The sequence below is a fragment of the Flavobacteriales bacterium genome, from assembly GCA_016713875.1.
GTDB lineage: Bacteria > Bacteroidota > Bacteroidia > Flavobacteriales_F > PHOS-HE28 > PHOS-HE28.
Map to the genome: position 1 here is coordinate 2,247,983 of JADJOI010000003.1, position 26,346 is coordinate 2,274,328.

The 26,346-nt window shown below is 65.6% G+C and carries 25 protein-coding genes, 2 tRNA genes and 1 pseudogene; 17 read left to right on the top strand and 11 right to left on the bottom strand.

Annotated features, from left to right (window positions below):
• The first annotated feature begins 3 nt into the window (after positions 1-3).
• A pseudogene (locus tag IPJ87_11135) lies at positions 4-1,125 on the top strand (SUMF1/EgtB/PvdO family nonheme iron enzyme).
• 852 nt (positions 1,126-1,977) lie between these two features.
• Positions 1,978-3,285, top strand: coding sequence for a UDP-N-acetylmuramoyl-tripeptide--D-alanyl-D-alanine ligase (locus IPJ87_11140; protein ID MBK7942408.1), 1,308 nt, complete (start codon positions 1,978-1,980; stop codon positions 3,283-3,285).
• On the opposite strand, the gene IPJ87_11145 is transcribed toward IPJ87_11140, so the two are convergent.
• The gene (locus tag IPJ87_11145; GenBank protein ID MBK7942409.1) at positions 3,282-4,421 is read right to left on the bottom strand and encodes an acyl-CoA dehydrogenase; all 1,140 of its coding nucleotides are present in this window, start codon (positions 4,419-4,421) and stop codon (positions 3,282-3,284) included. The two genes, IPJ87_11140 and IPJ87_11145, sit on opposite strands and share 4 nt — an antisense overlap.
• Before the next feature lie 83 nt (positions 4,422-4,504).
• Here IPJ87_11145 and IPJ87_11150 point away from each other — a divergent pair, with 83 nt between their 5' ends.
• From IPJ87_11150 to IPJ87_11180, 7 genes are all read left to right on the top strand, one after another.
• Positions 4,505-5,572, top strand: a complete 1,068-nt coding sequence (locus IPJ87_11150) for an anhydro-N-acetylmuramic acid kinase (GenBank protein MBK7942410.1) — start codon at positions 4,505-4,507, stop codon at positions 5,570-5,572.
• Positions 5,573-5,665: 93 nt separating this feature from the next.
• Complete coding sequence (locus IPJ87_11155) at positions 5,666-6,889, top strand: amino acid dehydrogenase (GenBank protein MBK7942411.1); 1,224 nt, start codon at positions 5,666-5,668, stop codon at positions 6,887-6,889.
• Between the two features lie 47 nt (positions 6,890-6,936).
• Positions 6,937-7,659, top strand: a complete 723-nt coding sequence (locus IPJ87_11160; GenBank protein MBK7942412.1) for a MotA/TolQ/ExbB proton channel family protein — start codon at positions 6,937-6,939, stop codon at positions 7,657-7,659.
• 9 nt (positions 7,660-7,668) lie between these two features.
• Positions 7,669-8,064 (top strand): biopolymer transporter ExbD, encoded by a 396-nt coding sequence (locus IPJ87_11165; protein MBK7942413.1) that lies wholly within the window; start codon positions 7,669-7,671, stop codon positions 8,062-8,064.
• Positions 8,065-8,067: 3 nt separating this feature from the next.
• Positions 8,068-8,523: a biopolymer transporter ExbD gene (locus IPJ87_11170; GenBank protein ID MBK7942414.1), complete on the top strand. Its 456-nt coding sequence runs from the start codon at positions 8,068-8,070 to the stop codon at positions 8,521-8,523.
• Positions 8,520-9,302 (top strand): hypothetical protein, encoded by a 783-nt coding sequence (locus IPJ87_11175; GenBank protein ID MBK7942415.1) that lies wholly within the window; start codon positions 8,520-8,522, stop codon positions 9,300-9,302. Before IPJ87_11170 ends, IPJ87_11175 begins: the two co-directional genes overlap by 4 nt.
• 7 nt (positions 9,303-9,309) lie before the next feature.
• Complete coding sequence (locus IPJ87_11180) at positions 9,310-10,527, top strand: bifunctional folylpolyglutamate synthase/dihydrofolate synthase (protein ID MBK7942416.1); 1,218 nt, start codon at positions 9,310-9,312, stop codon at positions 10,525-10,527.
• Positions 10,528-10,919: 392 nt separating this feature from the next.
• Here the strand turns inward: IPJ87_11180 and IPJ87_11185 are convergent.
• Together IPJ87_11185 and IPJ87_11190 are read right to left on the bottom strand one after the other, a co-directional pair.
• A tRNA-Val gene (locus tag IPJ87_11185) sits at positions 10,920-10,994 on the bottom strand.
• A 36-nt stretch (positions 10,995-11,030) separates the two neighbouring features.
• Positions 11,031-11,105: transfer RNA gene (locus IPJ87_11190), tRNA-Val, on the bottom strand.
• Positions 11,106-11,687: 582 nt separating this feature from the next.
• On the opposite strand from IPJ87_11190, the gene IPJ87_11195 reads away from it, so the two are divergent.
• Genes IPJ87_11195 through IPJ87_11230 form a run of 8 tightly spaced genes read left to right on the top strand, consistent with a single transcriptional unit; the run spans position 11,688 to position 17,660 of the window.
• Positions 11,688-12,197: an RNA polymerase sigma factor gene (locus IPJ87_11195; protein ID MBK7942417.1), complete on the top strand. Its 510-nt coding sequence runs from the start codon at positions 11,688-11,690 to the stop codon at positions 12,195-12,197.
• Positions 12,194-13,678 carry a phytoene desaturase gene (gene crtI / locus IPJ87_11200; GenBank protein MBK7942418.1) on the top strand — a complete coding sequence of 495 codons (1,485 nt, stop codon included), beginning with the start codon at positions 12,194-12,196 and terminating at the stop codon, positions 13,676-13,678. Before IPJ87_11195 ends, crtI begins: the two co-directional genes overlap by 4 nt.
• Entirely contained in the window at positions 13,675-14,517 is an 843-nt protein-coding gene (locus tag IPJ87_11205; GenBank protein ID MBK7942419.1) for a squalene/phytoene synthase family protein, read from the top strand. Before crtI ends, IPJ87_11205 begins: the two co-directional genes overlap by 4 nt.
• A gap of 17 nt (positions 14,518-14,534) precedes the next feature.
• The gene (gene idi / locus IPJ87_11210; GenBank protein MBK7942420.1) at positions 14,535-15,071 is read left to right on the top strand and encodes an isopentenyl-diphosphate Delta-isomerase; all 537 of its coding nucleotides are present in this window, start codon (positions 14,535-14,537) and stop codon (positions 15,069-15,071) included.
• A gap of 33 nt (positions 15,072-15,104) precedes the next feature.
• Complete coding sequence (locus tag IPJ87_11215) at positions 15,105-16,457, top strand: deoxyribodipyrimidine photo-lyase (protein MBK7942421.1); 1,353 nt, start codon at positions 15,105-15,107, stop codon at positions 16,455-16,457.
• A gap of 6 nt (positions 16,458-16,463) precedes the next feature.
• The gene (locus IPJ87_11220; protein MBK7942422.1) at positions 16,464-16,625 is read left to right on the top strand and encodes a hypothetical protein; all 162 of its coding nucleotides are present in this window, start codon (positions 16,464-16,466) and stop codon (positions 16,623-16,625) included.
• A gap of 10 nt (positions 16,626-16,635) precedes the next feature.
• Positions 16,636-17,124, top strand: a complete 489-nt coding sequence (locus IPJ87_11225; GenBank protein MBK7942423.1) for an SRPBCC family protein — start codon at positions 16,636-16,638, stop codon at positions 17,122-17,124.
• Positions 17,121-17,660 (top strand): sterol desaturase family protein, encoded by a 540-nt coding sequence (locus tag IPJ87_11230; protein ID MBK7942424.1) that lies wholly within the window; start codon positions 17,121-17,123, stop codon positions 17,658-17,660. Before IPJ87_11225 ends, IPJ87_11230 begins: the two co-directional genes overlap by 4 nt.
• Here the strand turns inward: IPJ87_11230 and IPJ87_11235 are convergent.
• The 8 genes from IPJ87_11235 to IPJ87_11270 all read right to left on the bottom strand — a co-directional run bounded on the left by IPJ87_11235 (position 17,606) and on the right by IPJ87_11270 (position 26,317).
• Positions 17,606-18,298, bottom strand: a complete 693-nt coding sequence (locus IPJ87_11235) for a sulfite exporter TauE/SafE family protein (protein MBK7942425.1) — start codon at positions 18,296-18,298, stop codon at positions 17,606-17,608. The two genes, IPJ87_11230 and IPJ87_11235, sit on opposite strands and share 55 nt — an antisense overlap.
• Complete coding sequence (locus IPJ87_11240) at positions 18,295-18,723, bottom strand: FixH family protein (protein ID MBK7942426.1); 429 nt, start codon at positions 18,721-18,723, stop codon at positions 18,295-18,297. The genes IPJ87_11235 and IPJ87_11240 overlap by 4 nt, the downstream gene beginning before the upstream one ends.
• Positions 18,720-20,144, bottom strand: a complete 1,425-nt coding sequence (gene ccoG / locus IPJ87_11245; protein ID MBK7942427.1) for a cytochrome c oxidase accessory protein CcoG — start codon at positions 20,142-20,144, stop codon at positions 18,720-18,722. Before ccoG ends, IPJ87_11240 begins: the two co-directional genes overlap by 4 nt.
• 4 nt (positions 20,145-20,148) lie before the next feature.
• Positions 20,149-20,997 carry a c-type cytochrome gene (locus IPJ87_11250; protein ID MBK7942428.1) on the bottom strand — a complete coding sequence of 283 codons (849 nt, stop codon included), beginning with the start codon at positions 20,995-20,997 and terminating at the stop codon, positions 20,149-20,151.
• Between the two features lie 302 nt (positions 20,998-21,299).
• Positions 21,300-21,494, bottom strand: coding sequence for a CcoQ/FixQ family Cbb3-type cytochrome c oxidase assembly chaperone (locus IPJ87_11255; protein ID MBK7942429.1), 195 nt, complete (start codon positions 21,492-21,494; stop codon positions 21,300-21,302).
• A gap of 24 nt (positions 21,495-21,518) precedes the next feature.
• Positions 21,519-23,651 (bottom strand): cytochrome-c oxidase, cbb3-type subunit I, encoded by a 2,133-nt coding sequence (gene ccoN, locus IPJ87_11260; protein MBK7942430.1) that lies wholly within the window; start codon positions 23,649-23,651, stop codon positions 21,519-21,521.
• A 4-nt stretch (positions 23,652-23,655) separates the two neighbouring features.
• A complete protein-coding gene (gene ccoS / locus IPJ87_11265) occupies positions 23,656-23,832 on the bottom strand; it encodes a cbb3-type cytochrome oxidase assembly protein CcoS (GenBank protein ID MBK7942431.1) in 177 nt (58 codons plus the stop codon).
• 79 nt (positions 23,833-23,911) lie between these two features.
• Positions 23,912-26,317, bottom strand: a complete 2,406-nt coding sequence (locus tag IPJ87_11270; protein ID MBK7942432.1) for a heavy metal translocating P-type ATPase — start codon at positions 26,315-26,317, stop codon at positions 23,912-23,914.
• Positions 26,318-26,346 lie beyond the last annotated feature (29 nt).

Genomic DNA, 26,346 nt, shown 5'->3' on the forward strand with positions numbered 1-26,346 from the left:
CCCATGGACCGCGTTTGGAAGATCGCCCTCCTGGCCGCCCCCGTCGCCCTGCTCAGCTCCTGTCAGTTCGAGAAGAGCGGCGCCACCGGCTGGAACTACAACGATTCCAAGAACGGAGGCTTTGAGAAGGCCCCCTTCGAGGATCAGGAGAACGGCCCGGGCCTCATCCTCGTCGAGGGTGGCCAGTTCACCATGGGCCGCGTCTCCGATGACCTGCTCCACGAGTGGAACCACATCCCCCGCACCGTCACGGTGTCGTCCTTCTACATGGACGAGGTGGAGGTGACCAACTTCTACTGGTTGGAATACCTCTACTGGTTGGAGCGGGTGTTCGCCGCCGACTATCCCGAGATCTACAAGAAGGCCCTGCCCGACACCCTGGTGTGGCGCAGCAAGCTCGCCTTCAATGAACCGTACACGGAGTACTACCTGCGCCACCCCGCCTACCGCGACTATCCGGTGGTGGGCGTCAACTGGCTGCAGGCGAACGACTATTGCGCCTGGCGCACCGACCGGGTCAACGAGATCATCCTCGTCCGCGAAGGCCTCTTCGAACACTACCCCAACCAGATCAACGAGGACCACTTCACCACCGACGCCTACCTGGCCGGCCAGTACGAGAGCGGCAAGAAGGTGGACGGGGTGCAGGACTTCAACCCCAACCGCGACACGCGCAACATCCGCATGGAGGACGGCATCCTGCTGCCCCGCTACCGCCTGCCGACCGAGGCCGAGTGGGAGTTCGCCGCCTTCGGCCTGGTGGGCAACACGGTGGATGAGCGCATCATCGAGCGCCGCATCTACCCCTGGAACGGCCACTGGGTGCGCTACGACAGCCGCAAGAAGGGCGGTGCCTTCTACGGCGACTTCCGCGGCAACTTCATGCGCGGCAAGGGCGATTATATGGGCGTGGCCGGCAGCCTCAACGACAACGCCGACATCACCGCACCCGTGTTCAGCTACTGGCCCAACGACTACGGCCTGTACAACATGGCCGGCAACGTCAGCGAATGGGTGATGGACGTGTACCGCCCGCTGAGCCCCGAGGACAAGGACGACTTCCGCCCCTTCCGCGGCAGCGTCTTCAAGACCAAGGTGCTCAACAGCGACGGCGCCGTGCAGGACAAGCACGACCTGGTGATCTACGACGTGGACGGCATCAAATACTTCCTCACCGAGTTCCAGAAGGAGATGCAGCGCAAGGCCACCCCGGAGGAGGCCAAGCTCATCGACGACCTGCTGGCCGCCATCGACCAGTCCATCGAGTTCAACAACACCCGCAAGAGCGACGCCGCCATGCAGCGCGTGCAGGACATGGTGGACATGATCAAGGGCCAGGACCTGGAGATCAGCCCCAAGCTGCTCAGCGGCATCAGCGACTACCAGGCCGACCAGCCGGGCGACATCCGCATGCGCAACGTCACCGTGGAGGAGAACATCGACCGCCGCAACTACCGGCAGAGCGACAACATCGACTACCGCGACGGCGACATCGAGAGCAGCATCTACTACGAGAACCCCGACTTCGAGGGCAACGCGATGTACGACTGGGGCAAGACCACCCTGGTGAACGACCGTGCCCGCGTGTTCAAGGGGGCCAGCTGGGCCGACCGCATCTACTGGGCCGGTCCCTCCACCCGCCGCTTCCTCGACGAGCGCCAGAGCACGGCCACCATCGGCTTCCGCTGCGCCATGACCCGCGTGGGCAGCCCCGTGGGCCTGGGCGAGGACAAGCGCCGCAAGGGTATCAAGCGTTGAGAGCCTGTTCGGGATCTCTTGAATGATGGGCTCCGAGACCATTTTTTGGTCAGGCGCAGCCGAAAAATGGTCGCATAGCGGTGCCTACGTGAGCGTTTTTCGGCGAAGCATGGCCGGAAAGGGGCCGGAGAGCGCATTTGAAGGGATCCCCGAACGGGCTCTGCGGCGCACCACCGCTACCTTGGGACCCCGGCCGAGCGGCCGGGGTCCTTCGTTTCCATGACCAGCATCGCCCAGCTCCACGACGCCTTCCTGCGCTGCACCGGGGTGTGCACCGACACCCGCGCCCTCGTCCCCGGAAGCCTCTTCGTGGCCCTCAAAGGGCCCAGCTTCAACGCCAACGCCTTCGCCGCACAGGCCCTTGCCGACGGCTGCCGGATGGCCCTGGTGGACGACCCCGCCGTGGCCCTGGACGACCGCTACCTGTTGGTGCCTGACACCTTGAAGGCCCTGCAGGAGCTCGCCCTGCACCACCGCCGCGGGTTCGACATCCCTGTGCTGGCCATCACCGGCAGCAACGGCAAGACCACCACCAAGGAGCTGGTGCATGCGGTGCTGGCCGCGGACCGGCCCACACTGGCCACCGCGGGCAACCTGAACAACCACATCGGCGTGCCCCTCACCCTGCTGCGCCTGCGGGCCGAACACCGCTTCGCCATCATCGAGATGGGAGCCAACCGCCCCGGCGACATCCGCGAGCTGATGGCCCTGGCCGAACCCACCCACGGGCTCATCACCAACATCGGCCGCGCGCACCTGGAGGGCTTCGGCAGCTTCGATGGGGTGGTGCGCACCAAGAGCGAGCTGTACGACCATCTGCGTGCCAGTGGTGGCACCGTGTTCGTGCATACGGACGACAGCCTGTTGATGGAGAAGAGCACCGGGTTGAAACGCGTCACCTACGGCACGACCGCGACGGCGGACCACCGTGTGGAGGCCGGACCGGCCGGCGCCACGCTCGCCCTGGCCTGGACCGGCACCGATGGCGCCCGGCAACAGGTGACCACCCGGTTGATCGGCGGGTACAACCTGCCCAACGCCGCGGCCGCCGTGGCCATCGGGCGGCACTTCGGCGTCCCTGACGATCGCATCGCCGCCGCCCTCTCGGACTACACCCCGTCCAACAACCGCAGCCAGTTCATGGACACCGGCCGCAACCACGTGGTGCTGGATGCCTACAACGCCAACCCCAGCAGCATGAAGGCCGCGCTGGTGCACTTCGCCGCCATGCCGGGCGAGCGGCCCAAGCTGGCCGTGCTGGGCGGCATGAAGGAGCTGGGCGCCGACAGCATCCGCGAGCACGAGGCCGTGGTGGCGCTGGTGCGCAGCCTCGGACTGCAAGCCGTGTTCGTGGGACCCGAGTTCGCCGCGTTGGTCCGTATGGAGGCGAACGCGAAGGACCTCATCGTCCACCCGGACGTCAGCGCCGCGCTGGACGCGTTCACCCGGAACCCGGTGGAGGGGCGACTGGTCCTGGTGAAAGGTTCGCGCGGGACGAAGCTGGAGGGGCTGGTGCCAGCGCTCTAGCCGACCACGCTCCTTCCGATCACGATGCGCTGCACCTCGCTGGTGCCCTCGTAGATCTGCGTGATCTTGGCATCGCGCATCAGGCGCTCCACGTGGTACTCCTTCACGTACCCGTAGCCACCGTGCACCTGAACCGCTTCCACCGTGGTGCGCATGGCCACCTCGCTGGCGAAGAGCTTGGCCATGCTGCCGGCGATCTCGTAGTTGCCGTGGGTGTCCTTCAGCCAGGCGGCCTTCAGGCACAAGAGCCGCGCGGCCTCGATCTCGGTGGCCATGTCGGCCAGCTTGAAAGCGATGGCCTGGTGCTGGTGGATGGGCTTGCCGAAGGCGCTGCGCTCCTTGCTGTAAGCAACGGCCAGTTCGTAGGCGCCACTGGCGATGCCCAGGGCCTGCGCGGCGATGCCGATGCGGCCGCCGCTCAGCGTCTTCATGGCGAACTTGAAACCGAAGCCGTCCTCGCCGATGCGGTTGGCCTTGGGCACCTTCACGTCCTGGAACATCAGCGTGTGCGTGTCGCTGCCGCGGATGCCCAGCTTGTCCTCCTTGGCGCCCACCGTGAAGCCGGGCATGCACTTCTCCACGATGAGGCAGTTGATGCCCTTGTGCCCCTTGGCCACGTCGGTCTGGGCCATCACCAGGTAAGTGCTGGCGGTGCCGCCGTTGGTGATCCAGTTCTTGGTGCCGTTGAGCAGGTAGTGGTCGCCCATGTCCACGGCGGTGGTGCGCTGGCTGGTGGCATCGCTGCCGGCCTCGGGCTCGCTGAGGCAGAAGGCCCCGATCTGCTCGCCCTTGGCCAGGGGCACCAGGTACTTCTGCTTCTGTTCCTCGTTGCCGAAGGTCTCCAGGCCCCAGCACACTAGGCTGTTGTTCACGCTCATCACCACCGAGCAGCTGGCGTCCACCTTGCTGATCTCCTCCATGGCCAGCACGTAGCTCACGGTGTCCATGCCGCCGCCGCCGTACTCAGGGCTCACCATCATCCCCAGGAAGCCCAGTTCACCCAGCTGCCGGATCTCGTCGGCCGGGAAGCGCTGCTCCCGGTCGCGCTCGATCACCCCCGGTTTCAGCACGTTCTGGGCGAAGTCGCGCGCCGCGGCCTGCACGGCCAGTTGTTCCTCGGTGAGCTCGAAGTTCATCGTGGTTCCGGAGAGCACGTCCATGGCTGGGTGGGTGTGGCCGCTGGTGCGGGGGCGCAAAGGTAGCGGATACCTTTGCCGGCATGGTGGGCGATGCCGGCCGGACGGCCCGGGTGATCGGCGTGATGTCCGGCAGTTCGCTGGACGGGCTGGACCTGGCCCTGTGCAGCTTCGAGCGGAACGACGACGGGTGGCAGAGCCGCATCGAGCAGGCGCGTACCGTCCCCTTCCCCCCTGCCCTGCTGGAGCGCCTGCGCCAGGCCATGGACGCCACCGCCTTGGAGGCCGCCCGCCTGCACCGCGACCTGGGCGACCACATCGGCGACGCCTGCCGGACCCTGGCGGACGGACGGCCCGTGGACCTCATCAGCTCACACGGCCACACGCTCTTCCACCGCCCGGAGGAAGGGCTCACCGCGGCCCTGGGCTGCGGGGCGCGGATCGCCGTGCGCGCGGGCATCGCCACGGTGTGCGACCTGCGCACCACGGACGTGGCCCTCGGCGGCCAGGGGGCGCCGCTGGTGCCCCTCGCTGAACGGCTGCTCTTCCCCGGGCAGGAGGCCTTCCTGAACCTGGGCGGCATCGCCAACCTGGCCGTGCACCGCGCGGGCACCGTGGGCTACGACATCGGACCCTGCAACCAGGCGCTGGACCATCTGGCCCGGCAGGCCGGCAGGCCGTACGACGCGGACGGTGCCCTGGCCCGTGCAGGCACGGTGAACGAAGACCTGCTCGCGGCGCTGGAGGCCCTCCCCTTCTACCGCCAGCCCTCGCCGCGGTCGTTGGGGCGTGAGTGGTTCGAGGCGGAGATGCGGCCCCTGATCGACGCGCCCGGGATCCCGCTCACCGACCGCCTGCGCACGGTGAGCGGACACGTGGCCCGCCGCATCGCCGCAGAGCTGGACCGCCACGCGGTGCGCAGCGTATTGGTCACCGGCGGTGGAGCGCACAACGCGCACCTGATCGCCCGGGTGCGCGACCTGAGCGGAGCGGAGCTGCGGGTGCCCGAGGCCCTGCTGGTGGACTTCAAGGAGGCTTACCTGTTCGCCCTTCTCGGGCTGCTGCGCTGGCGGGGCGAGGTGAACGCGCTGGCCACGGTGACCGGCGCACGGCGGGATAGTGCGGGCGGCGCGGTGTACCTCCCCTATTAACACCCGGGGTTGGAAGAGCACCGGCGAAGCAGCGAAGGGCCCGCAGGTGGCCGCATACCTTTGACCGCGCCGCACCCTGGCGGCCCCGGCCTGATGAAGGAGACCCTGCGGCAGTTCGAGCAACGCGCACCCGAGATCGTGTTCGAGTGGAACGATGCGCCCACCGGAGCGCGGGGCTGGGTGGTGATCAACAGCCTGAGGGGAGGCGCGGCCGGTGGTGGCACCCGCATGCGCAAAGGCCTCGACCGCCGCGAGGTGGAGAGCCTGGCCAAGACCATGGAGGTGAAGTTCACCGTGAGCGGTCCGGCCATCGGCGGCGCCAAGAGCGGCATCGACTTCGATCCGACCGACCCGCGCAAACAGGCCGTCCTCGACCGATGGTACAAGGCCGTGATGCCCTTGCTGAAAGCCTATTACGGGACGGGTGGGGACATGAACGTGGATGAGGTCCATGAGGTGATCCCCATCACCGAGCGGTATGGCCTTCGCCATCCGCAGGAGGGCGTGGTGAACGGGCATATCGGCGGGCACGAGGGCATGAAGTTGCAGGCCATCCAACAGTTGCGCACCGGGGTCAGCAAGGTGGTGAATGACACGGCTTTTGTGCCCGTGCCAGGCAAGTACGCCGTTGCCGACATGATCACCGGCTGGGGGGTGAGTGAAAGCGTGCGCCACTACTATGGCATTTACGGTGGTGAGCTCATGGGCAAGCGTGTGATCGTTCAAGGATGGGGCAACGTCGGGGCCGCGGCCGGTTACTACTTATCCCAGCAAGGCGCACGCATCGTGGGCATCATCGATCGCCATGGTGGCGCCTTGATCACCGAAGGCTTCACTACAGAGCAGGTCCGTGACCTCTTCGTGGACAAGGCCGGCAACACCCTGCGAGCGCAGGACATGCTGCCCTTCGATGAAGTGGACGCGCGCATCTGGGACATCGGTGCCGAGGTCTTCATGCCCTGTGCGGCCAGCCGATTGGTGACCAAGCACCAGGTGGACCGCATGGTGGCTGCGGACCTGGAGGTGATCGCCAGCGGTGCCAACGTGCCCTTCGCCGACCCCGAGATCTTCTATGGCCCCATCGCCGAGCACGCGGACGGCCGGGTGAGCGTGATCCCCGACTTCATCGCCAACTGCGGCATGGCGCGCGTGTTCGCCTACTGCATGATGGACGGTGCACAGCTCACCGACCAGGCCATTTTCGGCGACGTCAGCGAGCGCATCGCCGACGCGCTCCGGCGCACCCACGCCCACCACCCTGGTCGTACGCACCTCACCCGCACGGCCTTCGACATCGCCCTCGAACAGCTTACCTGAACAATGCGCGGGCACCGCCCCGCGTTGCCCTAAACACCCCGACCCGCATGCCGATCGAGTTCTTCGCCCAGATCCAGGACGCCACCGACGCGGCCCGCCAGGTGCTTGAGCAGACCGCCACCACCCCTGTGGTACCCCAGGAGACCACGCTCTCCGTGTGGGAGCTGATCAAGATGGGCGGCTGGTACATCATGGGGCCGCTCGGTCTGATGTCCCTGGCGGCCGTCTATATCATCATCGAAAGGAGCATGGCCATCCGGCGTGCGCTGCGCGATGAGAAGGACTTCATGGCCAAGATCCGCGACTACATCCACGAAGGCAAGGTCGACAGCGCCCGCAACCTGTGCCAGACGACCAACACCCCCGTGGCGCGCATGCTGGAGAAGGGCATCAACCGCATCGGCAAGCCGATGAAGGACATCGAGGTGAGCATCGAGAACCAGGGCAAGCTGGAGGTCTACCAGCTGGAGAGCGGCCTGCCCATCCTGGCCACGGTCTCCGGCGCGGCGCCGATGCTGGGCTTCCTGGGCACCGTGGTCGGCATGGTGGTCACCTTCCACACGATGGAGGTGAGCGGCGCCGGGGTGGAATTGAGCCAGCTCAGCGGCGGCATGATGCAGGCCATGATCACCACCGTGGCCGGCCTGGTGATCGGCATCCCGGCCTACATCGGCTACAACCTGCTGGTGGCCCGGGTGAACAAGGTGGTCCAGAAGATGGAATCGCGCACGATCGAATTCATGGAGGTGCTCGAATCGCCCGCCAAGTAAGCCTGCACTGTGGCGCTCCGCTCCAGCAACAAGATCGACGCAGGCTTCAGCCTGAGCAGCATGACCGACCTGGTCTTCCTTCTCCTGATCTTCTTTGTCATCATCAGCACCATGGTGAGCCCCACCACCCTGCCGGTGGACCTGCCCATCAGCGCCAACAAGACCAAGGAAAAGCCGCAGGTGGGCGTGCGCATCGATGCCGACCAACACTTCAGCGTCAACAACGAGCTCATCGATCCCCTGGACCTTGAGGGTGTACTGAAGGACCGGATGGCGGCCGTGGAGGGTGAGAAGAACCTGGTGATCCACGTGGACCAGAGCGTACCGGCCGGTGTCACCGTGGGCGTCATGGAGATCGCCAAGCGCAACCAATGGAAGGTGATCCTGGCCACCCGGCCGAAGTGACCCATGGCGATCCGCAGCACCCATAAGATCGACGCGGGCTTCAGCCTAAGCAGCATGACCGACCTGGTCTTCCTGCTGCTGATCTTCTTCGTGATCGTGAGCACGATGGTGAGCCCCTTCGCGCTGCCGGTGGACCTGCCCAAGGGGCGCACCAAGCCGTCCAAGGAGACGCCCAAGGTGGCCCTGCGGCTGGAGAGCGCGGACAAAGCCCTGCTCAACGGCCAGCCCGTGGACCCGGCCGGGCTGGAACCGGCGTTGATCGCCGAGATGGCCAAGCATGGCGCGCAGGATGCCATCGTGCTGCGCGTGGCCCAGGAGGTGCCCACCGGGGTGATGGTGAACGTGCTCGACATCGCCAAGCGCAACAAGTGGCGCATCGTGCTGGCCGGAGCGCCCACCCCGGCCGCGGCACCTATGGAAGCGCCCACCACACCGGCCGCAGCCCCGATCGCACCATGACCACCGCGGCCCTCCACGCGCAACGGCGCGACCGGACCGCCGGCGCGGTCGCCACCGTCGTGCTTCACGTGCTGTTGCTGCTGCTGTTCCTCTTCGTGGGCCTCACCGAGTACGATCCCCCGATCCCGGAGGAAACGGTGGAGGTGGCCATGGCCGACTTCGGCACCGACCTGGCGGGCAGTGGTAACGTGGAGACCCCCGACCCCGGCGACCAAAGCCAGAGCGCCGCGGCGGCCTCCAGCGAGGACCAGCCCGAGGAGGTGGCCACCGACGAGGCCAGCGACGTGGAGGTGAACAAGCCCAAGGAGAAGCCGAAAGAGAAGCCGAAGGACACGCCCAAGCCCACCAAACCCAAGGAGCCCACCATCAGCACCGGCCTGCAGAACGCGCTGAACCAATGGGGTAACAAAGGCAGTGGAGAGAGTGGCGAAGGGAGCTCCGACCAAAGCGGCAACCAAGGTGTGCCCAGTGGTGTGCCCGACGGGCTGGGCACCTTCCATGGCAACGGCTGGGACATCCGCCTGGGCGGACGCGGCCTGGCCAGAGGCCCGAACATCACCGACAAGCCGAGCGAAGGCGGCAAGGTGGTGCTCCACATCTTCGTGGACCGCACCGGCAAGGTGACGCGCGTGACGCAGAACCTGGACAAGAGCACCACCACGAGCCAGACCCTGTTCAACATCGCCCGCAAGGCCGCCATGGCCTGCGCCTTCACCCCGAAGCCCGATGCGGCCGCCGAACAAAAGGGCGAGATGACCTTCGTGTTCATCCTCGAATAAGGGAGGCATGACCTACCCCGAGACCCTGGCCTACCTGCAGGCCCGCCTGCCCATGTTCCACCGCGTGGGCAAGGCCGCCTACAAGGCCGACCTGCGCACCACCGAAGCTCTCATGGCCGCGTTGGGCCATCCGGAGCGCGGGCTGCGCTGCGTGCACGTGGCCGGCACCAACGGCAAGGGCAGCACCAGCCACATGCTGGCGGCCGTCCTCCAGCACGCCGGCCTGCGCACCGGGCTCACCACCAGCCCGCACCTCACCGACTTTCGTGAGCGGGTGCGGATCAACGGCGCCATGATCACGGAGCAGGACGTGATCCGTTTCGTGGAAGCGCATCGGGCCGTGTTCGAGCCGCTCGCGCCGAGCTTCTTCGAATGGAGCATCGCCCTGGCCTTCGACCACTTCCGCACGCAGCAGGTGGACATCGCCGTGGTGGAGACCGGCCTGGGCGGCCACCTGGACAGCACCAACGTGGTGAGCCCGGACGTGGCCGTGATCACGAACATCGGTTGGGACCACGCGGACCTGCTGGGCGGCACGCTGGAGGCGATCGCCGGCGAGAAGGCCGGCATCATCAAGCCGGGCGTCCCCGTGGTGATCGGCGAGGCCGAAGGGCCGATCGACGCGCTGTTCCGCGTGCGGGCCGCCAGCGTGGGCTCTCCCCTGTTCCACGTGGACCCTGAGCGTCCCCTGCCCGTGCCCCCCGAGCTGGCCGGAGCGCACCAGGAGCGCAACGCCCGGACGGTGCTCACCGTGGTGGACCGGTTGCGCGAGAGCGGCTGGCGGATCCCCGACGAGGCGGTGGTGCGCGGGCTCAACGACGTGGTGGCCACCACCGGGCTGCGTGGCCGCTGGCAGGTGCTGGGCCGATCACCCCTGGTGATCGCCGACGTGGCGCACAATGCGGACGGGCTGGCCACCGTGCGCGCCCTGCTCCAGCGCACACCGCACCGGCACCTGCACGTGGTGCTGGGCATGGTGAACGACAAGGACCTTGGACCGGCACTGCGGCAATTACCAACCACTGCGCACTTCCACTTCTGCAAGGCCGACATTCCGCGCGGGCTGGATGCGGCGGCACTGGCGGAGGAGGCCGCGGCCTTCGGGATGTACGGCCAGGTTCATGCCTCGGTGCGGCAGGCCTTCGAGGCCGCCCACGCGGCCGCCGGTCCGGATGACCTGGTGCTGGTCACCGGTAGCGTATTCGTGGTGGCGGAGGTCTTGTAATGGATGGGGTGGTATCCGGAGCGCCTAGCACCCATCGATCCGTCCAGGAACAAGAACCCCGCCTCGGCGGGGTTTTCGTGGGACCTACTGGATCCGGACCAGTGACCTTCCCGCCTGTGGGCGGGACGCTCTGGACCAGCTGATCCATCCTGGAACAAGAACCCCGCCGAGGCGGGGTTTTCGTGGGACCTACTGGATCCGGACCAGGACCTTCCCGCCTGTGGGCGGGACGCTCTGGACCAGCTGATCCATCCTGGAACAAGAACCCCGCCGAGGCGGGGTTTTCGTGGGACCTACTGGATCCGGACCAGGACCTTCCCGCCTGTGGGCGGGACGCTCTGGACCAGCTGATCCATCCTGGAATAAGAAACCCCGCCGAGGCGGGGTTTTCGTGGGACCTACTGGATTCGAACCAGTGACCTCATGCGTGTGAAGCATGCGCTCTGAACCAGCTGAGCTAAGGTCCCGATCGGGGGCGCGAAAGTAAGAAAGAACGTCGTCGGTGGAAGCAGCCGGATTCGAACCAGCGACCCTCTGCTTGTAAGGCAGATGCTCTGAACCAGCTGAGCTATGCTTCCTAAAAAACGTGGAGGCTTCGCACGACGGTCCAGCGACCCTCCCGCCGCAAGGCGGGATGCTCTGAACCAGCTGAGCTATGCTTCCTAAAGAACGTGGAGGCTTCGCACGACGGTCCAGCGACCCTCCCGCCGCAAGGCGGGATGCTCTGAACCAGCTGAGCTATGCTTCCAAGAGAACGTGGAGCGGCTCTCCGCGGAGCGGGCGCAAAGGTAGGCGCACGCAGCGGATGGAGCATCGCCTGGGCCCGCCGGTCGTTCGGAGGTCCTCCATTGGAGTACGGCCAGACAAGGTGCGGCACCGGTCCGGGCCGTGCGGTACAATAGACCTTGGGTGATCCAGGTCAGAGGCCGAACTGTTCAAATAACATCGGCATCTTATGAACAATCTGACGACCAGGATGCGAACCAGGCGCCACACGCACGACCACAAGCATCTGTTTTTCAAGCCATTATAGCCTGATTGTCAAGGGGTCGTCGAGTTTGTTCAAACATCATACTAAATTTTTGGACAAAAATTTGGAGCGGATCATTCGTCCCTCTACTTTTGTCCAAGTCTTGAACACAAACCTTAAACACACGACCATGTCCACGCTCGAGTTCCAGCAGCAATTGATCGGTCTCCGCCAGCAACTGTATTACTTCGCGTTGAGCCTGACGAAGGACCGCGACGATGCCCTTGACCTCTTGCAGGAGAGTTCGCTGCGCGCGCTCACCTTCCAGGAGAAGTTCAAGGAGAACACCAACTTGAAGGCGTGGTTGTACACCATCATGAAGAACACCTTCATCAACGACCATCGCCGCCAGAAACGCACGCGTGTGCTGATGGACAGCGTGGAGCGGGAGCGGACGACGGTGCGTCGGGTGCAGACCCCGGCGACGGCCGAGAGCCGGATGGTGCGTTCGGAGCTGGATCGGAGCCTGGACCAGTTGGACACGACCTTCCGTGAGCCGTTCGTGATGCACCATGAAGGATACAAGTACCACGAGATCGCAGACCACCTAAGCATTCCGGTGGGCACGGTGAAGAGCAGGATCCACCAAGCCCGGCAGCGCCTCATGCGCATGCTGACGGACAAACCGCTGGCCGCTTGAGCCGCTCCGCCCTCGTCATCGGTGCCGGTTTCGCCGGCATCTCCGCGGCCGCCGACCTGGCCAAGCGCGGCTTCTCCGTCACCGTGGTGGAGAAGAACGCCACGCCGGGCGGTCGGGCGAGGGTGTTGCGCGAGAACGGATACGTGTTCGACATGGGGCCCAGCTGGTACTGGATGCCCGAGGTGTTCGAACAGTGGTTCGCCCACTTCGGCCAGCACGTGAGCGACCACTACGATCTGGTGCGGCTGGACCCGTCGTACCAGGTGATCTTCGGCGACAACGACGCCTGGTCGATCCCCGCCACGCGCCCGGCCCTGCGGGCTTTCTTCGAACAGGTGGAGCCCGGCGCGGGCGCTCAGCTGGACCGGTTCCTGGAGGAGGCCGGCGTGAAGTACGAACTGGGCATGCACGAACTCGTGCACCGCCCGAGCCTGAGCTGGGGCGAATACGCGCATCCCAAGCTCATCAGCGGCATCCTGCGCAGTGCGGTGTTCCGCTCGCTCCGCGCCCACGTGGCGGACCACTTCCAGAGCCCACGTTTGCGGCAGCTCATGGAGTTCCCGGTGCTGTTCCTGGGGGCCACACCTGCCCGGACGCCGGCCCTTTACAGCCTGATGAACTACGCGGACATGGCGTTGGGCACCTGGTACCCGATGGGCGGCATGGGCCGCATCGTGGAAGGCATGGTGAGGGTGGCCGAAGCGCAGGGAGCTCGCTTCCTCTACGACCATCCGGTGCAGCAGGTGCTCGTGCGGAACGGGCGGGCCGTCGGCGTGCGCACCGCGCACAGCGAGCTTTTCGCGGACGTGGTGGTGGCCGGCGCGGACTACCACCATGTGGACCAGCATCTGCTTGCCGAAGAGCTTCGAGCCTACTCACCATCCTACTGGGAGAAGCGCGTGATGGCCCCGTCCTCCCTGCTCTTCTACCTCGGCTTCGACACCCGGCTGAAGAAGCTCCTTCACCACAGCCTGTTCTTCGACGAGGACCTGGACCGGCACGCCAGCGAGATCTACGATGCGCCGCAATGGCCGAGCAGGCCGCTGATGTACGTATCGGCCCCGTCGGTCACCGACCCGGGCATCGCACCTCCCGGCCACGAGAACGTCGTCACGCTCATCCCCATCGCACCCGGCCTGTCCGATGAACCGGAGGTGCGGCAGCGCTACCTGGACCTGGTGCTCGACCGCCTGACCCGCCACACCGGCCAGGACCTGCGGCGCCACCTGGTGCATCAGCGCAGCTACTGCATCGCCGATTTCGAGCAGGACTATAACGCGTTCCGGGGCAACGCGTACGGCCTTGCGAACACCTTGCTGCAGACCGCTGTTCTGAAGCCCAGGATGAAGAGCCGCAAAGTGGCCGGGCTTTATTACACCGGGCAGCTCACCGTGCCCGGGCCCGGTGTACCGCCGTCCATCATCAGCGGCCAGGTGGTGGCCGGTCTGGTGGACAAGGATCTCCAACGCATGCACACATGAACACGATCGCCCTGTACGATGCGGTGTGCCTGAAGGCCAGCCGGCATACCACATACAGCTACAGCACATCATTCTCGCTGGGGATCCGCTCCCTCGATAGGCGCTACCACGACCCCATCCACGCCATCTACGGCTTCGTGCGCTTCGCCGACGAGATCGTGGACACCTTCCACACGCATGACAAGGCCACCCTGCTCCAACGGTTCCGCCACGACACCTACACGGCCATCGCCGAAGGCATCAGCCTGAACCCCATCCTGCACAGCTTCCAGAAGGTGGTGAACCGCTACGGCATCGAACGCGAGCTGTACGACACCTTTCTGAACAGCATGGACATGGACCTGCGGGACACCACGCACGACCGCGGGAGCTACGAGCAGTACATCCTGGGCAGCGCGGAGGTGGTGGGGCTGATGTGCCTACGGGTGTTCTGCGAGGGCGACAACGCACTGTACGACCGGTTGCGCACCCCGGCCATGCGTCTGGGCGCGGCCTTCCAGAAGGTGAATTTCCTGCGCGACCTGAAGGACGACCACCACAACCTGGGCCGCACCTACTTCCCGGGCGTGGACGTGAGCCGGATGGACGACACGACGAAACGCGCGATCGAGGCCGACATCGCGGCGGACTTCGACGCGGCCATCCTGGGCATCCGTCAGCTGCCGCGCGGCGCGCGCTTCGGGGTGTACATCGCCTACGTGTACTACCTCAACCTCTTCCGGAAGATCAAGGCGCTGCCCACCGAGCGCATCCTGCGCGAACGCGTGCGTGTGCGCAACCGACGCAAACTCGCGCTGCTCACCACGAGCTATCTCCGCCACAGCTTCGGTCTGCTCTGATGGTGACCGTGCGCGACCTGAAGGACCTTGTCGTGCTCGTGGACGAGCAGGATGTGCCCATCGGCACCCGCAGCAAGTTGGAGGTGCACCGGAGCGGCGAGCTGCATCGCGCCTTCTCGGTCTTCGTCTTCGACGCGCAGGACCGTCTGATCCTGCAGCAGCGGGCGCTGGGCAAGTACCATAGCGGTGGCCTGTGGACGAACACCTGTTGCAGCCACCCGCGCCCCGGCGAACCGGTGGCCGAGGCGGCCGTCCGCCGTCTGCGCGAGGAGATGGGCATTGTCTGCCAGGGCCTTGAGCATCAGTTCAGCTTCATCTACCGCGCCGAGGTGGGCAACGGCTTGGTGGAGCACGAGCTCGACCACGTGCTCTTCGCCCGGCACAGCGGAGATGTGCGGCCCGACCCACGCGAGGCCATGGCCTGGCGTGCGATGACCGATGAGGAGCTGGACCATGAACTCAGGACCGGGCCCGACCGGTTCACCGCATGGCTCAGGAGCTGCTGGCCCTTGGTGAAAGAGCGTCGGGGTGCCGGGTTGCGCCACGCGGTGTGACCCCGTCCCGTCCATCACCTGCGCACTGTTCCGATGAGCACGACCCGCCCTGCCGTTTGCATCCATTGGTTCCGACGCGACCTGCGGCTGGAGGACAACCACGGGCTCTTCCGCGCATTGAGCGAACACGGCGAGGTGTTGCCCCTGTTCATCCTTGACACGGACATCCTGGACCGGCTCGAGGACAGGCATGACCGCCGGGTGGACTTCATCCACCGCGCCCTGGCCGGACTTCAGGACCAACTGGTGAAGTACGGGTCCATGATGCTGGTGGAGCACGGCCGCCCCATCGAGGTGTGGAAGCGCGTGCTGGACCGGTTCGACGTGAAGGCCGTCACCGCCAACCACGACCACGAACCCTACGGCAATGCGCGGGACAAGGCCGTGGGCGAATTGATGGTCTCGCGCGGCATACCGTTCCGCACCTTCAAGGACATCAGCATCTTCGAGCGCGGCGAGGTGGTGAAGGATGACGGCGGCCCATACACCGTGTACACACCGTACATGCGAAAATGGAGGAGCCTGTTCAGGCCTGAACTGGCCGATGCGTTCCCGAGCGGCAGGCATACCGATCGGTTCCACCGGACGGAACCGCTGCCCATGCCCACGCTGGAGCGGATCGGGTTCGCACCGACGGACCTTCGCATCCCTCCGGCTCACGTGAGCGACGACCTTCTGCGCCATTACGAACGGACGCGGGACGTACCGGCCATCGCGGGCACGAGCCGCATGAGCGTTCATCTACGCTTCGGCACGGTAAGCGTGCGCGAACTGGTGCGCAGGTCGTTCAGCACGAGCCCCAAATACCTGAACGAGCTCATCTGGCGCGAGTTCTACATGCAGGTGCTCTGGCATCACCCGCACGCCGTGGAACGGGCCATCAAGCCCGGCTACGACCGGATCGCCTGGCGGAAGGACGAACAAGAGCTCATGTTGTGGGCCCAGGGGCGCACCGGCTACCCGCTGGTGGATGCGGGCATGCGCGAGCTGAACGCCACGGGGTTGATGCACAACCGGGTGCGCATGGTGGTGGCCAGCTTCCTCACCAAGCACCTGCTCATCGACTGGCGCTGGGGCGAGTCGGTCTTCGCCGCCAGGCTGCTGGACTTCGAGCTTAGCAGCAACAACGGTGGCTGGCAATGGGCGAGCGGATCGGGCTGCGATGCCGCCCCGTACTTCCGCGTCTTCAACCCGGCCTTGCAGCAGCAGAAATTCGACCCGCAGTTAAAATATGTGAAGCACTGGGTACCCGAGGTGGGTTCGGCAAACTATGTGCAGCCCATGGTCGTTCATGAAGTGGCCCGGCAACGCGCGCTGAAAGCATACGCCGAAGCGCTGCGGGAAGGGCCACGACGAACCGAAGCACGACCTCAACTGTTCAACTGAACGACCATGCCACGCAAAAAGAAAGCCCTCATCCTCGCCCAACCGGTCCGCGAAGGGATCGAGCGCATCAAGGTTCGCCTCGACGCCCGGACGGTGATCACGCTGGCCAGCCTCAAGGCGCTGGAGTTCTGGAAACAACGATATCCCAAGGCCGAGGTCATCGGTTGATGCCATGAAGATGCATGTGCTGGAACGGACCCAGGTGCTGCCGATCCCCATCGATCAGGCTTGGGCGTTCTTCAGCACCCCTCGGAATCTGGCGCTCATCACACCACCGGAGTTGGGCCTTCGCATCCGCGAGCCCTTCGACGACCGATCCGCGTACGACGGCCAGCTCATCCGGTACGCGGTGCGTCCGTTGCTGGGGATCCCCCTTCCGTGGCTCACACGCATCGAACGGGTGAACGCCCCGGGGCACTTCGCGGACACCCAGCTCAGTGGACCTTACGCCCGCTGGTACCACGAGCACCGGTTCGAAGCTGTCCCCGAGGGCACGCGCATGCATGACCGGGTGGAATATGCCTTACCGCTGGGCCCGCTGGGGGAACTGATGCATCGGCTGCTCGTGCGCCGCCGGTTGGAGCGCATCTTCGAGTTCCGACGCCACGTGCTGGAGGGTCTGTTCCCCGAGCCACTGGTGCTTCATCCGCGTATCGCCGCCGCATGAGCACGTGGATGGTCCTGCTGGTGATCACCGCCACCTTCGTCGCTATGGAGGCGGTGGCCTGGGCCACACACAAGTACGTCATGCACGGACTGCTCTGGTCCCTGCACAAGGACCATCATCATAAGGATCACCGCAGCACGCTCGAGCGCAACGATTGGTTCTTCGTGATCTTCGCCGTTCCTTCGATGGCCTTGTTCATTCTCGGCGGCCAGTTGGGGGCTCACACGCCCTGGGGATGGATGGGCTTGGGGATCCTGCTTTACGGCATCGCCTACTTCTTGGTCCACGAGGTGTTCATCCACCGGAGGCTGCCGTGGTTCCGTGATACGCGGAACGCTTATCTGTTGGCCGCGCGTCGTGCGCACAAGATGCATCACAAGCACCTGGGCCGCGAGCACGGTGAATGCTTCGGCATGCTCGTGTTCCCGTTCCGGTTCCTTCGCGAGATGCGGCGCGGCCGCAACACTTCGGGCGCTCAGCCTCAGGGACAGGCCTCCATGCGCATGGGCACCTCCACGTCGGGCGGGCTGAGATAAGGGATGTCCAGCGCCAATCCGCGGATGAGCAGGAGGGCCGCCATGAGCGCATAGCCTGCGGGCGCCCAGCGCGTGAGGCGTGCCCTGAACCGAGCTCCGAACGATGCCCCGGCCGATCGCACGGCGAACAAGGCCGGCCAGGTGCCCAGCCCGAAACCGGCCATGAACAGGGCTCCATCCAAGGAGCCTTCCTGCGCGAGCGCGCCGGCCACGGCCACGTACACCATTCCGCATGGCAGCAGACCATTGAGCATTCCGGTGATGAGCACGGCCGGCGCGCTGCTGCGACGGAGTCGGCGTGCGACAGCGGACCTCAGGCGTGCCACCCAGGCCGAAGGCACCACAGGGCGATGCAGGCGCGCAGCCGTGGCGGGAACCACCAAGGCTGCGAGCATGAGCACGGCCAGCGCGATCGCCACCACCTGCTGGACCCCGGCCAGGCCCAGTCCGCGACCGAACAGGCCGAACAGGGCACCGATGACCATGTAGGTGAGCACCCGGCCGGTGTTGAGGAGCACGGTGGTCCGCACCGGGGCGCCCCCTTGCCCCACGGCCAGATGCAGCGGGCCGCACATGGCCACGCAGTGGGCGCTGCCCAGCCCCCCCAGGACGAACGCGGAGATGATCAGGGCGATCATGGCACCACGATCCGTTCCTCGACCAGACCGACTCCTGCAGGACCGGTCCATTCCAGCTCGGCCTTGTACATCCCCCGTAGGAGGTCGGTCACCGGCACAGCGCACCGGCCATCCGCCCGGCAAAGCACCTCGAACGCCCGGTCCGCACGTTCATCGGACGGTCGCTGTAGACGCAGGGTGGCGCGCGCCGGCGGGTCGCCTTGGAACGCGATGAGGAGCGAATCGCCCTCCACCTGGAAGGTCACTCGGTCAACGCCCGCACGGTGGATCTTGTCCATCCGATCCTGGTAACGAAGCTCCTGGGCGTAATAATCCTCGGCCACGAGCTCTTCCTGTTCCTGGATGGCCTTGATCATGAATCCCGCCATGAGCGCGATGAAGGCCATCATGGTGAGCGTGACCCCTGTTCCCCAGCTGAACTTCATGGTGTGGTGATGTTGATGGGCCCCACAAAGGTGGTGGACACGTCCTCCAGCAGGCGGTCACCGGAGAAAACCCCGATGTTGACCTCGGTCTTCATGCCGCTCATGGCGGACCGGTCGAGGATGATGAACAGGCTGCCCTGGGCCAGCATGGCCGGTTGCAGCTCGATCTCCTTTCCGACCAGCTCGATGGAACCGTGCACGTTCTCCAGCACGAAGCGGATGGGGATGTCGCGGGAGGTCTTGTTCACGACCTTGTAGTTGTAAAGATTGCTGATGCGACCGTCCGGACGGGTCTGATACAGCATGCCGGGGGTGCGCAGCACGGTGGTCTCCACATCGCTGCGCAGCATGATCAGGGTGAAGATGACGGCGATGAGGACGGTGAGCACGGCGCTGTAAGCCTTCATGCGGGTGGTCCACCGGAAGGGCTTCCGGTCCGAGATCTCCTCCTCGCTCGCATAGCGGATCAACCCCTTCGGCAGGCCGATGGCGCCCATCATGTGGTCACAGGCATCGATGCAGGCGGTACAGTTCACGCATTCGAGCTGGGTGCCGTTCCGGATGTCGATCCCTGTAGGGCAGACGTGCACACAGGCCTTGCAGTCGATGCAGTCGCCCTTGCCCGCCGATCCGCGGTCCTCGCCCTTGCGGAAATGGGCACGCTGTTCGCCACGCATGCGGTCGTAGGCGATCACCACCGACTGGCGGTCGAGCAACACACCCTGCAGCCGGCCATAGGGACAGACCGTGGTGCATACCTGCTCCCGCATGAAGGCGAAGACCCCGTAGAACACCAGGGAAAAGCCGAACATGGCGGCAAGGCCGCCCAGGTGCCGCCCGGGCGGCTCGGTGACGATCTGGATCAGCCGGTCGCTGCCGATGATGTATCCGAGGAAGGTATTGCCGATGACGAAGGCCACCAGGAAGAACAGGGCGTGCTTGGCCGACTTGCGGATCAACTTGTCCACGTCCAGCACGCGCTTGTTCAGGGCCTGCTGCTGCTTCCAGTCACCCTCGATCCAGTACTCGATGCGGCGGTACACCAGTTCCATGAACACGGTCTGCGGGCAAGCCCATCCGCAGAACAGGCGCCCGAAGGCCACGGTGAACAGGGCGATGAAGACGATGCTGGCGATGAAACCGAGGACGAAGAGATGGATGTCCTGCGGCCAGAAGGTCTGGCCGAGGATGACGAAGCGGCGACCAAGCACATCCAACTGCAACAGCGGCTCACCGCCGATGCGCAGGAAGGGCCCCACCAAAAGGAAGGCGAGCAATGTGTAACCGAACGCCACGCGTCGGTTGAACCACTTGCCGCCCGGTTTCTTCGGGTAGATCCAGACCCGCCTTCCCTGCTTGTCGACCGTCGCGATGGAATCGCGGAAGCTCTCGTCGACGGCCGGGTGCCCCTCTTTGACCATCATCTCATCGGATGGCCGCTACAGCGGCACTATCCGTCGGCAGGGACGGTACGGTATCGGATGCCGAAGGTGTGGCAGCGGCACCCCAGGGTTCACCTTCCGGCGCCTTGGCGTTCGGCGGGTTGGTGCCGTGCAGCTTCAGGATGTAGCTGGTCACGGCCTGCATCTCCGCGGGTTTGAGCTGCGCCTTCCACGCGATCATGCCCTTTTCCGCCACCCCGTAGTTGATGGTCTTGAACACGTTCTGCACCCCTCCTCCATGGATCCAATGATCATCGGTGAGGTTGGGACCGACGCCTCCTTCCCCGGCGCCACCATGGCAGGCCTTGCAGTAGGCATCGAACGTGGCCCGCCCCCCGGCGATCGCGGCCTCATCGGTGAGCGCCGTCACGTTGTTCTCATCCACCATGCCTGCGAACTGAGCCAGATAAGCGTCCACATCAGCCTTGGCCTGGGCCATCTCCTGGCGGTACTCCTCCTCCTGCGTGGGCCAGATGTCGAGAACGTGGACGTTGAGCAGGAACACCACGCTCCAGATCACCGTGCCATAGAACAGCCAGAGCCACCATGGCGGCAGTACGTTGTCCAACTCGCGGATCCCATCATACTCATGATGCATGAGCACGTCCTTCTCCTGCTCCACCTTCACGGAACGGGTGAGGCGCTGGAGAATGTTGTCGGCGAAGGTGGGACCCTCGACGACGGTCGGCGCATCGACCTCCTCTTTGCCTGAGAGCGTGCGGGCCATGCCGCGCACCGCGGAGAACTGGCCGAGGATGATGGCGAACAGGATCACATTGATACCGATCATCCACCACACCAGGGCGTTCACGGAGATGAGCGCGGTGGCCATGCCCGTGGCCGCATGCAGATCGGCGGAGGCACCGAGCCCGAGCAGGGCGAGCACCCCGGCGGCCCGGCGGCCTTTCACGTAATCGGCCCACACGGTGCCCGTGCCGCCCAGGGTGCGCAGGATGCCGGACAACGAGAGGATGATGACCACCTGCAGCACGGCGACGGCCAGCAGCAGGTAGACGGTCTCCATGGATGCCGGTGCGGGCGCGGCGGCGACGGCGGCCTGCGCCGAAGCCACGGAGGTGCTGAGCATGGCTGCTCCGAGCGGGAGCAGGCGTTCCTTCCAGGAGGTCATGGTCTTCATGGATGAAGCGTTCGGTCGGTGGGGATGTCGGAGAAGGGCAGCTCCTCCAGGTGCTTGATGCGGCGCCGGTCGCTCGTGAGCACCAGCAGGCTGGCGGCGATGAACACCGTCAGGAAGATGACGAAGGCCAGGAGCGGGAAGAGGTCCACGCCCTCGATCGCGTTCAGATGGTGCTTGATGAACTTGAGCATTGCCGCTGGTGTCTTGCGCGTTGATCACTTGGCGGCCGTGGCCTGTGCGGATGCCTCAGGACGGATGTCGGTGCCCAGACGCTGCAGGTAGGCGATCAGTGCCACGATCTCCAGTTCGGGGTTCGTCTCGATCTTGTCCTTCTTCAGGCCGGCCGCGATGGCATCGGCCTGGGCTGAGAGGTCGTCGTTCGCCTGGTCCGCGTAGCCTTCGGGATACGGCACACCGAGGGTCTGCATCGCGCGGATCTTGGCGGGTGTGCTGGCCACATCGATCGGCTTCTCGTACAGCCAGGGATAGGCCGGCATCAAGGAGCCGGCGCTCATGCTGGTGGGGTCGAACATGTGGTAATAATGCCAGCTATCGGGGTACTTCCCTCCTACCCGATGCAGGTCCGGCCCCGTGCGTTTGCTGCCCCATTGGAAGGGGTGGTCGTAGACGAACTCGCCCGCCTTGCTGTATTCCCCATAGCGCTCCGTCTCGCTGCGGAAAGGCCGCACCATCTGGGAGTGGCACGTGTAGCAGCCTTCGCGGACGTAGATGTCCCTGCCTTGGAGCTCGAGCGGCGTATAGGGTTTCACGCTGGCGATGGTGGGCACGTTGCTCTTGATGAGGAAGGTCGGCACCAGCTCGAACACACCGCCGATGGCCACGAGCACGAGGCTCACCACGAGCATCTGGATGGGGCGCCGTTCGATCCAGCGGTGCCAGTGACCGGTGCTCTCACCGGCATACTCCTTCTCCAAGGCCGGGGCCTCGGCCTCCTCGTCCTTGATGAGCCGGCCAGCGGCCACCGTGCGCCACACGTTGTACACCATCAGCAGCGCACCGGTCAGGTAGAGCGTTCCGCCAAGTCCGCGCAGCCAGTAGGCGTATTTGATCTGCAGCACGGTGTCCAGGAAGTTCTTGTAGACGAGGTAGCCGTCCGGAGTGAACTGCTTCCACATGAGGCTCTGGGTGAATCCGGCGAAGTACAGCGGCACCGCGTAGAAAACGATGCCCAGGGTGCCGATCCAGAAGTGCGCGTTGGCCAGGCCCTTGCTGTACAGCTTCGTGCCGAAGAGGCGTGGCACCATCCAGTACACCATGCCGAAGGTGAAGAAGCCGTTCCAGCCCAGGCCGCCGACATGCACGTGCGCGATGGTCCAGTCCGTGAAGTGGCTGATGCTGTTGAAGAACTTGGTGCTGAGCAGCGGGCCTTCAAGCGTGGCCATGCCGTAGCAGGTGATGGCCACCACGAAGAACTTCAGGATGGGGTCCTCGCGCACCCGGTCCCACGCCCCGCGCAGGGTGAGCAGACCATTGAGCATGCCGCCCCAGCTGGGTGCGATGAGCATGATACTGAAGACCGTGCCAAGGCTCTGCGCCCAGTCCGGGAGCGAACTGTAGAGCAGGTGGTGCGGGCCGGCCCAGATGTAGATGAAGATGAGGGCCCAGAAGTGGATGATCGAGAGTTTGTAGCTGTACACCGGCCGGTTGGCCGCCTTGGGCATGAAGTAGTACATCAGCCCCAGGTAGGGCGTGGTGAGGAAGAAGGCCACGGCGTTGTGGCCGTACCACCACTGCACGAGCGCATCCTGCACGCCAGCGTACCAGCTGTAGCTCTTGAAGAGGTTCACCGGCACCTCGAAGCTGTTCACGATGTGCAGCATGGCCACGGTGACCCAGGTGGCGACGTAGAACCAGATGGCCACGTAGAGGTGGCGCTCCCGGCGCTTGAGGATGGTGCCGAACATGTTGATGCCGAACACGACCCAGATGAGCGTGATGGCGATGTCGATGGGCCACTCCAGTTCGGCGTACTCCTTGCCGGTGGTGAGGCCAAGGGGCAGGCTGATGGCGGCGGCGACGATGATCAGCTGCCAGCCCCAGAAGTGCACCCAGCTCAGCAGGTCGCTGAACATGCGCGCCTTCACCAGACGCTGCAGGCTGTAGTAGACGCCGGCGTAGATGCCGTTGCCCACGAAGGCGAAGATCACCGCGTTGGTGTGCAGCGGGCGCAGGCGGCCGAAGGAGAGCCACTCGGCGATGTTCCAGGAGGGGATCACCATCTGGAAGGCCGCCGTGAGCCCGACGAGCATGCCCACGACTCCGAAGATGATCGTGGCCATCAGGAAGGCGTTCACGATCTTGTTGTCATACTTGAAACGCTCGATCATCGCTTCACTTGGTGTTGTTCGACGGGTTGGTGGGCACGGTCGGCCGGTCATCGCCCAGCATGCGCACGGCGGGCGACCGGTCGTCCTCGTACTGGCCGGAGCGCACTGCCCAGGTGAAGGCGGCCAGGAACACCACCGCCACGATGGTGCTGGCCGCGATCAGGAGGAAGATGACGCTCATGGGGCTGGGTCCGGGCCCAAAAGTCACGGATGTGTCATGAGCCAGGGCTGACGGTCCTCACCGGGCCGACTGACTTTCGTCAGTTCCGCGCACTGAGGCCGAGGCGGCGGGCCCGGATCCACACGGAAAGGGACACGAAACCGACCACCGTCACCGAACTGAGGGGCATCAGGATCGCGGCGATCAGGGGGGTGAGCTGACCGCTCACCGCGAAACTGACCCCGGTGATGTTGTAGCCCAGGGAGAGCAGCAGGCTGGCCCTCACGATCCGACGCGCGCTGCGTGCCAGTCGCAGGGCGCCAGGCAGGTCGCCGAAGGCCCGCACATCGAGGATCGCGTCGCTGGCCGGGGTGAGGGCGGCGCTGGTCTCGCTCACGGTGATGCCCACGTCGCTCTGCCGCAAGGCTCCGGCATCGTTCAAGCCGTCGCCGACCATCATCACGCGCCGCCCCTTGGCCTGCAGGCCACGGACGAACACCGCTTTGCCGGCGGGTGAGCAGCCGGTGCGCACCTGATGCGGAGCGAAGACCCCGGCGATGTCCTGGTCCACGGACAGGTCTCCGGTGAGCAGGTAGGTGTCCGTGAGGCAGGCCGCAGCCGCCACAGTGCCGGCCATGCCGGTGCGGGGGCGTTTGCTGATCTCGAAATGCCCCAGATGGGCACCATCGACGGACACATGCACATGGGCGGCCCCGTGGGACCGTGGGCGTTCCTCCCCAGCGGCGAAGGTGGCCGAGCCGATCCGCACCACGTGGCCATCGACCTCGCCGCGGATGCCTGCACCGACCTCCTCGGCCACCCCGGTCGCGGGGCCGGCCTGCCCACGGAGATGGTGGAACAGCACGGTACTGAGCGGATGCAGGCTGTTGTGGGCCAGGCTTCGAACGCAGGCCAGGATCGCCGGGTCAGGCGCAGGACCGATGAACCTGACGGCGTGGGCCTCGCGCTCGGTGAGGGTGCCCGTCTTGTCGAACACGACGGTGTCCACGGACGCGATCCGCTCCACCACTTCCGCATCGCGCAGGAAGAGACCGCGGCGGCCCAGCAAACGGATGGTGTGCCCATAGGTGAAGGGCATGCTCAGGGCCAGGGCGCACGGACAGGCCACGATGAGCACGGCGGTCACCACCGGCCACACCTGGGAGGTATCGCGCCCCCACCAGTAGAGACCGGCGCCCACGGCCAGCAGCACCACGGCCACGGTGAACCGCCGGGCCACCGCATCGATGAGCCGTGGCATACCAGGACGTTCGGCCCCTGCGGCGTGCTCCTCCCAGAGGCGCTTCAGATGGCTGTCCGCGAAGGCCCGTAGCACCTGCAACTCGATGGCGGCCCCGCGCTGGCGACCGCCCGCTTTCACCACATCCCCCACGGCACGACGCACGGGCAGTGGCTCGCCGGTGATGAAGCTGTTGTCGATGTGCCCCTCGCCCGCCAAGAGCACCGCATCCACGGGGACCAGCTCCTGGTCGCGCACCACGATGCGGTTCCCCGGTCGCAGGTCACCGACGGCCACGGGCTGCTCCGCATCACCGGTCCTGCGCAGCACCACCAAGGGAAGGAAGTCGTTAAGTCCCCGGTCGAAGCTCAAGGCGCCGTAGGTGTACGCCTGATACCATCGGCCCACGAGCAGGAAGAACAGCAGGCCGGCGAGCGAGTCGAAGTAACCCGGTCCGATGGCCATCACCACGTCCCACACGCTGCGTGCGAACAGCGCGATGATGCCCAGCGCGATGGGCTGATCGATGTTCACCTGCCGCGTACGCAGCCCGGCCCAGGCCGAACGGAAATAGTCGGTGCTGCTGAAGAACACCACCGGCAGCGCGAACACCAGGCTCAGGAACTGGAACCCCCGCTTCAACTGATCGTCGCTCGCATCGGCGCCGAGGTATTCCGGGAAGCTGAAGAGCATGATGTTCCCGAACGCGAAGGCGGCGATGCCCAACCGGAGATACAGGAGCCGCGGGACCCCGGAGGCGCGTTCGCCCGGGGCGGTCTTCCCACGGCCGTCCAACGATGGACCGTAGCCCAGGCGGCGCAGCAGCTCCACCAGCCCCCGCAGGCTCAGCCGCTCTTCGCGGAACGTGACGGTGATCTCTTTGCTGGTGAAGCGGACGCGGGACCGGAGCACCGCCGCATCGATGCGTTGAAGGTGCTCCAGCAGCCAGATGCAGCTGCTGCAGTGCATCTGGGGGATGTGGAACGTGACCCGGATGATGCCGTCCTCCCTGTACTCCACCAGCCGGTCGCGCACCTCGGGAAGGTCGAACAGCTCGGCCCGCATGGCCTGGCCTTCGTGCTCCACCTTCGCCCCGGGCCGCTCGCTGAGGGCGTAATAATCGCAAAGCCCGCTCTCCTGCAACAATCCGTAGACGGCATGGCAGCCCTGACAACAGAAGTCGTGGTCCTCCGCCCTCAGGTGATCGCCTCCACACACATCACCGCAGTGGTAACAGCGCACCACCTCCCCCACCTGCTGCGGCATGGCGCGAAGGTCGGACCGGGGTGGCGGCG

Excerpts from the sequence above, each read along its gene's own strand:
- IPJ87_11140 (MBK7942408.1), top strand. The coding sequence starts at position 1,978 with ATGACCAGCATCGCCCAGCTCCACGACGCCTTCCTGCGCTGCACCGGG.
- IPJ87_11145 (MBK7942409.1), bottom strand. The coding sequence starts at position 4,421 with ATGAACTTCGAGCTCACCGAGGAACAACTGGCCGTGCAGGCCGCGGCG.
- IPJ87_11150 (MBK7942410.1), top strand. The coding sequence starts at position 4,505 with ATGGTGGGCGATGCCGGCCGGACGGCCCGGGTGATCGGCGTGATGTCC.
- IPJ87_11155 (MBK7942411.1), top strand. The coding sequence starts at position 5,666 with ATGAAGGAGACCCTGCGGCAGTTCGAGCAACGCGCACCCGAGATCGTG.
- IPJ87_11160 (MBK7942412.1), top strand. The coding sequence starts at position 6,937 with ATGCCGATCGAGTTCTTCGCCCAGATCCAGGACGCCACCGACGCGGCC.
- IPJ87_11170 (MBK7942414.1), top strand. The coding sequence starts at position 8,068 with ATGGCGATCCGCAGCACCCATAAGATCGACGCGGGCTTCAGCCTAAGC.
- IPJ87_11175 (MBK7942415.1), top strand. The coding sequence starts at position 8,520 with ATGACCACCGCGGCCCTCCACGCGCAACGGCGCGACCGGACCGCCGGC.
- IPJ87_11180 (MBK7942416.1), top strand. The coding sequence starts at position 9,310 with ATGACCTACCCCGAGACCCTGGCCTACCTGCAGGCCCGCCTGCCCATG.
- IPJ87_11195 (MBK7942417.1), top strand. The coding sequence starts at position 11,688 with ATGTCCACGCTCGAGTTCCAGCAGCAATTGATCGGTCTCCGCCAGCAA.
- IPJ87_11205 (MBK7942419.1), top strand. The coding sequence starts at position 13,675 with ATGAACACGATCGCCCTGTACGATGCGGTGTGCCTGAAGGCCAGCCGG.
- IPJ87_11215 (MBK7942421.1), top strand. The coding sequence starts at position 15,105 with ATGAGCACGACCCGCCCTGCCGTTTGCATCCATTGGTTCCGACGCGAC.
- IPJ87_11220 (MBK7942422.1), top strand. The coding sequence starts at position 16,464 with ATGCCACGCAAAAAGAAAGCCCTCATCCTCGCCCAACCGGTCCGCGAA.
- IPJ87_11225 (MBK7942423.1), top strand. The coding sequence starts at position 16,636 with ATGCATGTGCTGGAACGGACCCAGGTGCTGCCGATCCCCATCGATCAG.
- IPJ87_11230 (MBK7942424.1), top strand. The coding sequence starts at position 17,121 with ATGAGCACGTGGATGGTCCTGCTGGTGATCACCGCCACCTTCGTCGCT.
- IPJ87_11235 (MBK7942425.1), bottom strand. The coding sequence starts at position 18,298 with ATGATCGCCCTGATCATCTCCGCGTTCGTCCTGGGGGGGCTGGGCAGC.
- IPJ87_11240 (MBK7942426.1), bottom strand. The coding sequence starts at position 18,723 with ATGAAGTTCAGCTGGGGAACAGGGGTCACGCTCACCATGATGGCCTTC.
- ccoG (MBK7942427.1), bottom strand. The coding sequence starts at position 20,144 with ATGGTCAAAGAGGGGCACCCGGCCGTCGACGAGAGCTTCCGCGATTCC.
- IPJ87_11250 (MBK7942428.1), bottom strand. The coding sequence starts at position 20,997 with ATGGCCACCGCGCTCATCTCCGTGAACGCCCTGGTGTGGTGGATGATC.
- IPJ87_11255 (MBK7942429.1), bottom strand. The coding sequence starts at position 21,494 with ATGCTCAAGTTCATCAAGCACCATCTGAACGCGATCGAGGGCGTGGAC.
- ccoN (MBK7942430.1), bottom strand. The coding sequence starts at position 23,651 with ATGATCGAGCGTTTCAAGTATGACAACAAGATCGTGAACGCCTTCCTG.
- ccoS (MBK7942431.1), bottom strand. The coding sequence starts at position 23,832 with ATGAGCGTCATCTTCCTCCTGATCGCGGCCAGCACCATCGTGGCGGTG.
- IPJ87_11270 (MBK7942432.1), bottom strand. The coding sequence starts at position 26,317 with ATGCCGCAGCAGGTGGGGGAGGTGGTGCGCTGTTACCACTGCGGTGAT.